This window comes from Pseudomonas sp. B6001 (assembly GCF_013386015.1).
GTDB lineage: Bacteria > Pseudomonadota > Gammaproteobacteria > Pseudomonadales > Pseudomonadaceae > Aquipseudomonas.
This window is the reverse complement of sequence record NZ_JACAOX010000018.1, coordinates 293,478-305,106: the sequence shown is the minus strand read 5'-3', so window position 1 is coordinate 305,106 and position 11,629 is coordinate 293,478. Positions and strand designations below refer to the sequence as shown.

Annotated in this window: 9 protein-coding genes; 6 read left to right on the top strand and 3 right to left on the bottom strand. The window is 61.8% G+C overall.

Annotated elements, in window-relative coordinates; all coding sequences use genetic code 11:
* Nucleotides 1–325 precede the first annotated feature (325 nt).
* A complete protein-coding gene (locus HX821_RS21105) occupies nucleotides 326–901 on the bottom strand; it encodes an ANTAR domain-containing response regulator (protein ID WP_003219125.1) in 576 nt (191 codons plus the stop codon).
* Between the two features lie 12 nt (nucleotides 902–913).
* Nucleotides 914–2,113, bottom strand: a complete 1,200-nt coding sequence (locus tag HX821_RS21100; protein WP_003219123.1) for a CmpA/NrtA family ABC transporter substrate-binding protein — start codon at nucleotides 2,111–2,113, stop codon at nucleotides 914–916.
* A 236-nt stretch (nucleotides 2,114–2,349) separates the two neighbouring features.
* Here HX821_RS21100 and sctC point away from each other — a divergent pair, with 236 nt between their 5' ends.
* The 4 genes from sctC (at nucleotide 2,350) to HX821_RS21080 (ending at nucleotide 5,941) form a co-directional block, all read left to right on the top strand.
* Entirely contained in the window at nucleotides 2,350–3,813 is a 1,464-nt protein-coding gene (gene sctC, locus HX821_RS21095; RefSeq protein ID WP_177036349.1) for a type III secretion system outer membrane ring subunit SctC, read from the top strand.
* Nucleotides 3,814–3,987: 174 nt separating this feature from the next.
* Nucleotides 3,988–4,365, top strand: coding sequence for a winged helix-turn-helix domain-containing protein (locus tag HX821_RS21090; protein ID WP_102368366.1), 378 nt, complete (start codon nucleotides 3,988–3,990; stop codon nucleotides 4,363–4,365).
* Complete coding sequence (locus tag HX821_RS21085; protein ID WP_008437547.1) at nucleotides 4,362–4,829, top strand: transglycosylase SLT domain-containing protein; 468 nt, start codon at nucleotides 4,362–4,364, stop codon at nucleotides 4,827–4,829. Before HX821_RS21090 ends, HX821_RS21085 begins: the two co-directional genes overlap by 4 nt.
* Nucleotides 4,830–4,915: 86 nt before the next feature.
* Complete coding sequence (locus HX821_RS21080; protein WP_003219118.1) at nucleotides 4,916–5,941, top strand: quinone-dependent dihydroorotate dehydrogenase; 1,026 nt, start codon at nucleotides 4,916–4,918, stop codon at nucleotides 5,939–5,941.
* 120 nt (nucleotides 5,942–6,061) lie between these two features.
* On the opposite strand, the gene rmf is transcribed toward HX821_RS21080, so the two are convergent.
* Nucleotides 6,062–6,277 (bottom strand): ribosome modulation factor, encoded by a 216-nt coding sequence (gene rmf, locus HX821_RS21075; RefSeq protein ID WP_002553055.1) that lies wholly within the window; start codon nucleotides 6,275–6,277, stop codon nucleotides 6,062–6,064.
* A gap of 531 nt (nucleotides 6,278–6,808) precedes the next feature.
* On the opposite strand from rmf, the gene rlmKL reads away from it, so the two are divergent.
* Both rlmKL and HX821_RS21065 read left to right on the top strand, forming a co-directional pair.
* Nucleotides 6,809–9,073: a bifunctional 23S rRNA (guanine(2069)-N(7))-methyltransferase RlmK/23S rRNA (guanine(2445)-N(2))-methyltransferase RlmL gene (gene rlmKL / locus HX821_RS21070; RefSeq protein WP_003219107.1), complete on the top strand. Its 2,265-nt coding sequence runs from the start codon at nucleotides 6,809–6,811 to the stop codon at nucleotides 9,071–9,073.
* A gap of 141 nt (nucleotides 9,074–9,214) precedes the next feature.
* Nucleotides 9,215–11,614: a diguanylate cyclase gene (locus tag HX821_RS21065; protein ID WP_177036348.1), complete on the top strand. Its 2,400-nt coding sequence runs from the start codon at nucleotides 9,215–9,217 to the stop codon at nucleotides 11,612–11,614.
* Nucleotides 11,615–11,629: the final 15 nt, after the last annotated feature.

Sequence of the window (11,629 nt, the reverse complement as noted above, 5' to 3'; positions counted from 1 at the left end):
CCCGCAGATCAAAATCAAGAGCAGATCAGATCAAAAGCACGCAGCCTCGCTGGCGCTCGACAGCTGCTACGGGCGGTGTGGCTCTGCTTTTCTGTAGGAGCTGGCTTGCCGGCGATGCAGACAACTCGGTACATCAGGTACACCCAGTTGATGCTATCGCAGGCAAGCCAGCTCCCACATTTGAACCGTGCCCGCTTTAGATTTTGATTTTGCTTAACAACACTCAAGCCGGCCTGTAGCCCGGCTGTTCAAAAGTGAGCCGCCGTAAGGGCGGTACCAATAGCGGCCGTTACCTAAATAACGGATATACACCCCGCCCCCCCTCTCACCCCAACAACTCACTCATCGCAATAATCTGCTCCGCCACCTGAATCAGCTTCTGCTGCCGACTCATCGCCTGACGCCGCATCAGCGTGTAGGCCTCTTCCTCATTACACCCCTTCATTTTCATCAACAACCCCTTGGCCGTTTCGATCCGCTTGCGTTCGGCCAACTGCTGATCCCGCGCCTGCAACTGCGCGCGTAGCGCCTGGTCACTCTCGAACCGCGCCATCGCCACATCCAGAATCGGCTGCAACCGCTGCGCCTGAATCCCCTCGACAATGTAGGCACTCACCCCGGACTTGATCGCCTGACGCATCACCCCCGGATCATGCTCATCGGTAAACATCACAATCGGCCGTGGCTGGTCGCGACTCACCAGCACCACCTGCTCCATCACATCGCGTCCCGGCGACTCGGTATCGATCAAAATCACGTCCGGGCGCACCGCTTCGACCCGCGCCGGCAAGTCGATCGTCAACCCCGATTCATCGATCACCTCAAACCCGGCCTCGGTCAACGCAGCCTTGAGCCGACCGACCTTGCGCGGTGTGTCATTGATCAACAGGATTCGTAGCATGGGTTCCTCCTGTCAGCGCAAGGCCTGGCGGCTGGCAACATCTGCCATGGCATGCAGGCGAAAGCTGCGGGCATACCCGGCCGGGTCCGAACCGTCCCAGATTTTTCCGTCGATCAACTGGCTGCTGCGCATGGCCTCGCCACCGGCAGGCACGCCCACGGCGCTGGCCGCCTGGCGATAGATGTCCAGTTGTTGCACACGCCGGGCAACGCCGAGGTAGTCCGGGTCCTCCCGCAGCAGGCCCCAGCGGCGGAACTGGGTCATGAACCACATGCCATCAGACAGGTAGGGCAGGTTCACCTCGCCGTCGCCATAAAAACGCAGCGCGTGGGGATCCTGCCAGTGGTTGCCGAGGCCGTCATCGTAGTCGCCGAGCAGGCGCGGTTCGATGCAATCGAGCGGGGCGTCGAGGTACTGCGGGGCGCTCAGCAACTGTGCAGTGGAGCGGCGGTTTTCCGTGCTCTGTTCGATAAAACGGCTGGCCTGCAGGATCGCCATCACCAGTACTCGGGCGGTATTGGGGTATTGCTCGACAAATGCCTGGGTGCAGCCGAGGACTTTTTCCGGATGGTCCGGCCACAGTGCCTGGGTGGTGGCCAGGGTAAAGCCCTGGTTCTGCTTCACCGCACTGGCGCACCAGGGCTCGCCCACACAAAAGCCGTCGATGCGCCCGGCTTGCAGGTGCGCAACCATCTGCGGCGGCGGCACCACCACACTGTCCACATCCTGCAGGGGATGAATGCCCTGGCTGGCCAGCCAGTAATACAACCACATGGCGTGGGTACCTGTGGGAAAGGTCTGGGCGAAGGTGAGTTTTGTTCGGCTTTGGTGCACGTGGCGGTCCAGTGCCTCAGGACTGGTCACCCCCAGCTGTTGCAAGCCACGGGACAGGTTGATGCTCTGGCCGTTCTGGTTCAGGCCCATCAGCACCGCCATATCGGTGGGTGCCACGCCGCCGATGCCCAGGTGCACGGCGTAGATCAGGCCGTACAGGCTGTGGGCGGCGTCCAGTTCGCCGCTGACCAGGTTGTCCCGCAGGCTGGCCCATGATGACTGGCGCCTGAGATTCAAGGTCAGGCCATAGGGCTGGGCGAAGCCCTGGGTGGCGGCGACCACCACCGAGGCGCAATCGCTCAGGGCCATGAAACCCAGGTTGAGGCTGCTCTTTTCCGGGGCATCGCTGCCGTTGACCCAAGCCAGGGGATCACTCATCAATACGTACCTTTCATAAAAAAACGCCGTTCCGTCGGGTACTCAGAGGAAGAGCCCGGGGTAACGACGTCTGTGTCCTTGAGCCCGTTCCGCCGTTGGCGCGAGCTGCGATAGACAAGGCAAAGCAAGGCACATGCCACGATGCGCACAGGATGGGTTGGGCGTCAGCTTTCCATCAGGATTGAAATCGGCCTGCCTCGCAGTATGGCCGCTCTTTCAGCCCGGGCCATGCAGGCATGTTCAGCCACCTTCACCGTTTCTCGACGCTGCTTTTCGGCCTGCTGCTGCTGGGCAGCCCCGGCGCGTTCGGGGGCTCCTACCAGGCCCGTGATGAAAGCCTGCACACTTTTTTTACCGCGTTGTCCCTGCCGCTGGGGCAGCCGATCGTTGTCAGTCAGGCGACAGCTCGCAAGCGCATCAGCGGGGCGTTCGATTTCGGCTCGCCCCAACCGCTGCTGGAGTCGGTCGCCCAGCAGCAAGGCCTGATCTGGTACACCGATGGCCAGGTGCTTTACCTCTATGACGCCGACGAGGCGAAAAGCTCGGTAGTGACCCTGCGGCATATCTCGGTCGACCTCCTGCGTGGGTTCATGCGCCGTTCGGGGCTCGAAGAGGCGCGCTACCCGCTGCGTGCGAGTGGGGCGCGGGTGTTCTACGTGTCCGGGCCGCCGAACTATGTCGACCATGTGCTGCGCCTGGCCCAACTGATGGACCGCCAGCGTGCGGAACTGCGCCTGGGGCCGCAGCGGATCGGGGTGGTGCAGGTGCTCAACACCCACGTTGCAGACCGCGAGTACAACATGGGCGACAGAACCGTCACGGTGCCGGGCATGGCATCCATGATCGAAAAACTGCTGGCCGTCGAGCAGGAGAGTGCGTCCCCGCGGCAACCCGGATTACTGGCCGACAAGAATATCTCGGTGCTGGCGTACCCGGACACCAACAGCCTGCTGATCAAGGGCAAGCCCGCGCAGGTGAGCTTTATCGAAGGTCTGGTGGCAGAGCTGGACGTACCGAAGCGCGCGGTGGAGGTTTCGATGTGGCTGGTGGATGTGGACCGCGGTGAGCTCAAGAAGATCGGCGCGACCATGCACAAGGGGGCGGACAAGCCTTCAGCGACCCGGGTCATGGCACCCATCGAGGACGAAGCATTCATGCAGCGGATCACCGCCTTGGAGTTGCGCAGGCGAGCGAGGGTCACGACGTTGCCGGTGATTCTCACCCAGGAGAATGTGCCCGCGGTTTTCAACGACAACCAGACGTTCTATCTGCCCCGGCCGGGTGAAGACCACGACGAATGGCAACCGGTGGTCTTTGGTACGCAGGTCAGTGTTCTGCCGCGCTTCGCCGAGGCGAATGAAATCGAGATGCTGCTCACCGTCGAGGATGGCCGCCAGATGGGCACGGCTGCCAGTCGCGACAAACCCTCGGCGGGGGTGGAGCGGATGGGGATCAACACGGTGGTGCGTGTGGCTCCGGGCAGGCGATTGCTGGTGGGGAATTTTCAGCGCGATACCGGCACAGCCTTGCTCGGACGCTACAACGGGCCCATGGCCAACAGTGTGCGATTGTTTGTGATTCAGGCGACGGCGGTCGCAAATGTGCTGCATACCGCTGCCGAGCCGGGGCAGGCGCCGCCGTTGACGCGCTCCCAGCATGAGCAGGTGAAGCGGGCATTTAACCGGGTGACCGAAGGATAAGAACGTTGGTGGCGCCCCTGGGCGGGCATCGTCGAAAGGTCCTACGTGCCCAGTCTGAAAAAAACAGTGCCTATGGGGTTTTTTCCTCTCCTATACAGCGAGTGGGCTTTTTATAGTCGCGACCTTCAGGAAACCAGTGTTGGAAATGAAGGTGAGTTGGGTGCGGAGGTACGAATGGCCGTGGTGAACGATGGGGTACTGGCTACCCCCATGGTCTTTGAGCGCTGGACGTTGCACGGCGACGGTAGATTGACCAGTGAAGACTCGGATATTCAACTCCCGCCCAAGGAGTGGCAGGTGTTGCGCCTGTTGCTGTCCTCGGCCGGAGTGCTGGTGACCAAGGACCACTTGCTGGAACAGGCATGGCCCCATAACGAGGCCACGGAAGAGTCCCTGACCCGTTGCATCTGTTCGCTGCGCAAATATTTGAAGGGCGGCAAGGGCCTGATCAAGACGGTATACGGCAAGGGGTACCGGGTGACCTGTGCGGTCAGGATGACCAGCCTGACGGTGGGCACTGTCTGTTCCACCTGCGGTCGGGGGCAGGCATGAGCAGCGCCCGGTGCAAGGGGGCGCTGCTGCTGATGCTCACGCTCGGCTTCGGCAATGAAGCCCGGGCGTATTGCTGGGCCGAGGCTGCCAGCCGATACGGCATGGAGCCGGAATTGTTGCAGGCCATCGCCGCAGTGGAGTCGGGCTACCGCGCCAAGGCCATGAATTACGCCAACAACAACGGTACCCGTGATATCGGGCTGATGCAGATCAACAGCATTCACCTGCCGCGCCTGCTCAAGGAGGGCATTACCGAGCAGCGCTTGCTGGATGAGCCTTGCCTGTCGGTGGAGGTGGGGGCGTCGATCCTTGCCGACTTCGTCAAACAGTTCGGCTACAACTGGACGGCGATCGGTTCCTACAATGTGGGCGGCGGGCCCGGGCCTCAGCGTGAGGCCCTGCGTCTTCGCTATGCGCAAAAAATCTGGGTCCGCTATGAGGAACTGATGACGCACCGTAACTGACGATTGGACGGCACGCCTCGCATGCAGCCCGTCACCCCGGCTATAATCGCCGCCACCTTTCGCCGCCATCCGAGTCAAGCCCGCCCATGTATACCCTGGCCCGCCAGCTGTTGTTCAAACTCTCTCCGGAAACTTCCCACGATCTGTCCCTGGACTTGATCGGTGCCGGTGGCCGCCTGGGGCTCAATGGCCTGGTGTGCAAGGCCCCGGCGAAAATGCCGGTGTCGGTGATGGGGCTCGATTTCCCCAACCCGGTAGGCCTGGCTGCGGGTTTGGACAAAAACGGCGCGGCCATCGACGGTTTTGCGCAGCTGGGTTTTGGCTTTGTCGAAATCGGCACCGTGACCCCACGGCCGCAGCCGGGCAACCCGAAGCCGCGGATCTTCCGCCTGCCGGAAGCCGAGGCGATCATCAATCGCATGGGCTTCAACAACCTGGGTGTGGATAACCTGCTGTCACGGGTTCAGGCGGCGAAGTACACCGGTATCCTCGGGATCAATATCGGCAAAAACTTCGACACGCCGGTGGAGCGTGCGGTGGATGACTATCTGATTTGCCTGGACAAGGTCTACGCCCACGCCAGCTACGTCACGGTCAACGTCAGCTCGCCTAACACCCCGGGCCTGCGCAGCCTGCAGTTTGGCGACTCCCTCAAGCAACTGCTCGAAGCCTTGCGTCAGCGCCAGGAAGATTTGGCTGTGCGCCACGGCAAGCGTGTGCCCCTGGCAATCAAGATTGCCCCGGACATGAACGACGAAGAGACCGTACTGGTGGCCCAGGCCCTGGTGGATTCGGGCATGGATGCGGTGATCGCCACCAACACCACCCTGAGCCGCGTCGGTGTCGAAGGCCTGGCGTATGGTGACGAAGCGGGCGGCCTGTCCGGTGCGCCGGTACGCGACCAGAGCACCCACATCGTCAAGGTGCTGGCGGCCGAGTTGGCAGGGCGCTTGCCGATCATTGCCGTGGGTGGCATCACCGAGGGCAAGCACGCGGCCGAAAAAATCGCCGCCGGCGCGAGCCTGGTGCAGTTGTATTCCGGCTTTATCTACAAGGGCCCAGCGTTGATTCGCCAGGCGGTGGATGCGATTGCGGCATTGCCGCGCGGCTGACAACAGGCAATAAAAAGGGCTCCTTGAAGGAGCCCCTGGGCCGAAGCCCGCCGCCCGGATGGGGCGTGCGTGGTTAAGTGGTTGCGTATTCGTGCTGGTGTCGGAATTAAATGCCCTTGATTAGCCGACGGCGTGAAGTTCGTTGAGTCTGTGGATTCCCGCAGTGCCAGTCATACCGTCCCAGTTGTCGCCGCGTCCTTCTCGCCAGCCGTTGATCCAGGCTTGGCGTACCGACGGTAGAGTAAATGGGCAAAGCTCACGGGATTTGCCATGAACGCCATATTGATATCCGCGTAAAAATGCTCTTTCCAACGGATCACGCTTAAGTCTTCTCATAGGGTGTTTCCCTCACTTGTTGACTGTCTTGATATCCTTCGGCCTCGTCCGAGGCCGGGCAGAGTTTTTCTGCCGTTGGTGCGCTCGCTGCCGGCGTGGCGAGCTATGTGTCGGCGTCGTTACGGCGCCAACCTGTGTTGAGTTCTAACCAATAGGTCACATGGATTCAATGATCGTTTTGTCATAAGCACGTAACGATAACGATGCTATAGCCATAAGCTGGGATGGCTTTTCGCCCCTTTTATTGGGCAAACCCAGCTATGATGTGCCCTTCAAAGAGGATGGGTTTAATCCTTTAGTGAGAATGTCCGCCTGTTGCAGTCGGTTATTATTCGACGAAGGGTCGGAATGTTTCTTTTTGTTGCTTCAAATACTTGAACTGCCCCGTCGATAAAGGCCCGAAAGGCCGGTAGCCGGGGTGGAACGGCACATTCGTGCCACACGAGCGCTCTTCAAGAAAAGCGCTTGATTGAAAACCGAACGCGCGATGCGTCGCCCGTTCACTTATTGCTGAAAAGCCTGGAATGCCCCATGTCGGACCGTTTTGAACTCTTCCTCACTTGCCCCAAGGGCCTCGAAGGCCTGCTGATCGAGGAAGCCGTGGGGCTTGGCCTTGAGGAAGCCCGCGAGCACACCTCGGCCGTGCGCGGCATGGCCGACATGGAGACCGCCTACCGCCTGTGCCTCTGGTCGCGCCTGGCCAACCGCGTGTTGCTGGTGCTCAAGCGCTTCCCGATGAAGGACGCCGAAGACCTGTACCACGGGGTGCTGGACATCGAGTGGGAAGACCACATGCTCGCCGACGGCACCCTGGCCGTTGAATTCAGCGGCCATGGCTCTGGCATCGACAACACCCACTTCGGCGCGCTGAAGGTCAAGGATGCGATTGTCGACAAGCTGCGCACCCCGACCGGCGAACGTCCATCCATCGACAAGATCAACCCGGACCTGCGCATCCACCTGCGCCTGGACCGTGGCGAAGCGATCCTTTCCCTTGATTTGTCCGGCCACAGCCTGCACCAGCGCGGCTACCGCCTGCAGCAGGGCGCGGCACCGTTGAAAGAGAACCTGGCGGCGGCGATCCTGATTCGCTCCGGCTGGCCGCGCATCGCTGCCGAAGGCGGCGCGCTGACGGACCCGATGTGCGGCGTCGGTACCTTCCTGGTGGAAGGCGCGATGATCGCCGCCGACATGGCGCCCAACCTGAACCGTGAGCTGTGGGGTTTCACCGCCTGGCTTGGCCACGTTCCGGCGCTGTGGAAAAAACTTCACACAGAGGCCAGCGAACGTGCCGCCATCGGCATGGCCAAGCCACCGCTGTGGATTCGTGGTTACGAGGCGGATCCTCGCCTGATCCAACCCGCCCGTAACAACATCGAACGCGCAGGCCTTAGCCACTGGATCAAGATCTACCAGGGCGAAGTCGGTACCTTCGAGCCGCGTCCGGACCAGAACCAGAAAGGCCTGGTGATCTGCAACCCGCCGTATGGCGAGCGTCTGGGTGATGAAGCCAGCCTGTTGTACCTCTATCAGAACCTCGGCGAGCGTCTGCGCCAGGCGTGCCTGGGCTGGGAAGCGGCGGTGTTCACCGGTGCTCCGGACCTGGGCAAGCGCATGGGCATCCGCAGCCACAAACAGTATTCGTTCTGGAACGGCGCCTTGCCGTGCAAATTGCTGCTGATCAAGGTCACCCCGGATCAGTTCGTCACCGGCGAGCGTCGCACCCCGGAACAACGCCAGGCCGAGCGCGAGCAAGCGGCCTACGACCAGGCGCCGACCGAGCCGCAAGAGCGCCAGTACAACAAGAACGGGAATCCGATCAAACCCGCCCCGGCCCCAGTGGTCGAGCAGGCGCGCTTGAGCGAAGGCGGGCAGATGTTTGCCAACCGCCTGCAAAAGAACCTGAAACTGCTGGGCAAGTGGGCCAAGCGCGAAGGCGTCGATTGCTACCGTGTGTACGATGCCGACATGCCGGAATACTCCATGGCCATCGACCTGTACCACGACTGGGTCCACGTCCAGGAATACGTGGCGCCGAAGTCGATTGACCCGGAAAAAGCTTCGGCACGCATGTTCGATGCCCTGGCGGCCATTCCCCAGGCGCTGGGCATCGACAAGAACCGTGTGGTGGTCAAGCGTCGCGAACGCCAGAGCGGCACCAAGCAGTACGAGCGCCAGAGCGCCCAGGGCAAGTTCACCGAGGTCAGCGAAGGCGGCGTCAAGTTGCTGGTCAACCTGACCGATTACCTGGACACCGGCCTGTTCCTCGACCACCGTCCAATGCGCATGCGCATCCAGAAAGAGGCGGCCGGCAAGCGCTTCCTCAACCTGTATTGCTACACCGCCACCGCCAGTGTGCACGCCGCCAAGGGTGGTGCGCGCAGCACCACCAGCGTCGACCTGTCGAAGACCTACCTGGACTGGGCGCGCCGCAACTTCTCCCTCAACGGTTTCTCCGACAAGAACCGCCTGGAGCAGGGCGACGTGATGGCCTGGCTGGAAGCCAGCCGCGATGAGTTCGACATGATCTTCATCGACCCGCCGACCTTCTCCAACTCCAAGCGCATGGAAGGCATCTTCGACGTGCAACGCGACCACGTGCAGTTGCTGGACCTGGCCATGGCGCGCCTGGCACCGGGCGGCGTGTTGTACTTCTCGAACAACTTCCGCAAGTTCCAGCTGGAAGACAACCTCGTCGAGCGGTATGCCGTCGAAGAGATCAGCGACAAGACCATCGACCCGGATTTTGCGCGTAACGCCAAGATCCATCGGGCGTGGAAAATCACCGCGCGCTGATCACTGCGTTCTGAAGCCGCAGGCCCGGATCATTCCGGCCTTGCGGCTTTTTTTTGCGCTGGTCAAACGCAAGTCCTGTGGCTATAACTTAGGACCTGGCCAAAGTGACGCACCCGCACGCTGGCGTTCCGAGTCTTGTCTATGCCGCTGCATGCCGTCCGCCCGAAAATCCTAGGCTTTATCAGTGAGCAGGTGTCGGCGTGGCTGGTGGCGGTGGTGGTGTTGCTGGCCGGTATCGCGCTGACGATTGTCGTCGCCTGGGCCGCGTCCGAGCTTTACCAGCAGCAGATGCGCCAGCGCTTTCAACTGCTGGTCAACGAGCGCTACAGCCGTCTCCAGGAGCGTTTCGAGGACCAGGAACAACGCCTGGGCAGCCTGCGGCGGTTCTTCGTCAATTCAAATACAGTCTCGCGCAAAGAGTTCGAAGGGTTCGCGCAGCCCTTGCTGTTGCGTACCCGCGCCTATGCCTGGGCACCCCGGGTTTTGCGTGACCAGCGCGGTGCGTTCGAGCAGGCAATCACGGCGGAGCGCGGTGCGAATTTCTCCATTCGTGAATTGAATGCGGCGGGCGGACTGACCCCGGCGACTGATCGCGATGAGTATGTGCCGGTGCTGTACAGCCAGACCCAGAGCATTCTCGGCTCGCCGCTGGGTTTTGACCTGTTGGCCCAACCACTGCGGCGCTCGACGGTGGAGCGTGCGCAACAGTCAGGGAAGATGGCGGTGTCCCAGCCCATGCAACTGGTGGGTGTGGAGCCGGCCTATGCCATGGGTGTATTGCTGGTGGCACCGGTCAGCCGGGCACCGACGATACAAGTGCCCGACAGTGAACCTTACGGCTACGTCATGGCGGTGATCAGCATGCGCCAGCTGGTGGCCGATGGCTTGCCCAAGGCCGCACGGGACAACCTGGTGATGCAGATTGTCGACACCTCCGATGCAGAGCAACGGGTGTTGTACGAATCCAGCAACCCCGTGGCAGACAGTGACCTGGTGGCAGCACGCCGGCTGACGCTCGGCGACCACGTCTACGCCTTGAGCCTGCGCCCCAGCCAGGTGTTCCAGCAGGGCAATCACTCGTCGCTGGTCAGTATCCTGGTCATGGGCAGCCTGCTGAGTGTGCTGCTCAGTGCGTTGCTCTACGTGGTGGTCAGCCAGCGCCAGCGCGCATTGAAGCTGGTGGAGCAGCGCACCGCCCAATTGCGTCAGCGGGAACAGGAGCTGCGAGGCACCCACGGCCAACTGCGCAGCGTGCTCAATGCGGCCACCCAGGTGGCGATCATCGCGACGGACTTGCGCGGTGTGATCACCACCTTCAACGCCGGCGCCGAGCAGATGCTGGGCTTTGAAGCACAAGAGGTACTGGGCCACCTGACCCTCGAAAGCCTGCACCTGGCCCCCGAGCTGGAAGCCCGTGCCGCGCAATTGAGCGCAATCCTCGGCAAGCGCATCGCGCCAGCCCAGGCGATGCTGGTGGACAGCGCCGATGCAGTGCATGAGGCCCGCGAGTGGACGCTGGTACGCAAGGACGGCAGCCAACTGACGGTGAACATGCTCGCCACTGTTCTGCTGGACGAGCATGGCCTGTGGGTCGGGCACCTGGCGATCTGCCTGGATGTCACCGAGCAGAAGCGCGCCTATGAGGCACTGGCCGCGCGGGACCGCCTGCTGAAGAAACTCAGCGCCCATGTGCCCGGCGGTATTTTCCAGTTCATCCTGGAACCGAACAATGTCTCGCGGTTCATTTATGCCAGCGATGGCATCCGCGACATCTACGAAATCGAGCCTGGGGTGTTGCAGCAGGATGCGCGAAAGGTCTTCGAGCGGATTCATCCGCTGGATGTCGAGCGGGTACGGGAGTCCATTCGCCTGTCCACCCTGCAACTGAGCCATTGGCGTGAAGAATACCGGGTGCAGTTGCCCCATCGGGGGCTGCGCTGGGTTCGCGGTGAGGCGACGCCGGAAGAGCTGGCCGGTGGCGGTACGTTATGGCATGGCTATGTGTCGGATATTTCCGATCTCAAGCGGGTCGAGGAAGAACTGCGGGCGCTGTCGATTACCGATTCCCTGACCGGCATTCATAACCGACGCTACTTCCAGGACCGGCTGAAGGCCGAGATGATCCGGGTCAAGCGTGCCTCGGGGGCGTTGTCGGTGATCATGTTCGACATCGATCACTTCAAGCGCATCAACGACCAGCATGGTCACGCGGTGGGTGATGAAGTGCTCAAGGAGTTATGCCGGCGCATCAGCCAGCGGTTACGACGCACGGATGTGTTTTGCCGGCTGGGCGGCGAGGAGTTTGTGGTGCTGTGCGCCAATACCGACGGCAGCCAGGCGTTCAATGTTGCCCTGGAGTTGTGGCAGGCGTTGCGCGGTGAGCCGATGGAAGGTGTCGGCACGGTGACGGCGAGCTTCGGGGTCGCCAGTTGGCGGGTCGAGGAGGGCGTCGACAGCTTGTTGCTGCGGGCGGATTCGGGTGTCTATGCCGCCAAGCAGGCGGGCAGGGACAGAGTTGAGGCAGAGCGGGTGCTTGCCTGAAGTGCACGGCCATTC

Bases quoted from the DNA above. Each gene is read 5' to 3' on its own strand.
- HX821_RS21105 (WP_003219125.1), bottom strand. From the start codon at position 901: ATGCTACGAATCCTGTTGATCAATGACACACCGCGCAAGGTCGGTCGG.
- HX821_RS21100 (WP_003219123.1), bottom strand. From the start codon at position 2,113: ATGAGTGATCCCCTGGCTTGGGTCAACGGCAGCGATGCCCCGGAAAAG.
- sctC (WP_177036349.1), top strand. From the start codon at position 2,350: ATGTTCAGCCACCTTCACCGTTTCTCGACGCTGCTTTTCGGCCTGCTG.
- HX821_RS21090 (WP_102368366.1), top strand. From the start codon at position 3,988: ATGGCCGTGGTGAACGATGGGGTACTGGCTACCCCCATGGTCTTTGAG.
- HX821_RS21085 (WP_008437547.1), top strand. From the start codon at position 4,362: ATGAGCAGCGCCCGGTGCAAGGGGGCGCTGCTGCTGATGCTCACGCTC.
- HX821_RS21080 (WP_003219118.1), top strand. From the start codon at position 4,916: ATGTATACCCTGGCCCGCCAGCTGTTGTTCAAACTCTCTCCGGAAACT.
- rmf (WP_002553055.1), bottom strand. From the start codon at position 6,277: ATGAGAAGACTTAAGCGTGATCCGTTGGAAAGAGCATTTTTACGCGGA.
- rlmKL (WP_003219107.1), top strand. From the start codon at position 6,809: ATGTCGGACCGTTTTGAACTCTTCCTCACTTGCCCCAAGGGCCTCGAA.
- HX821_RS21065 (WP_177036348.1), top strand. From the start codon at position 9,215: ATGCCGCTGCATGCCGTCCGCCCGAAAATCCTAGGCTTTATCAGTGAG.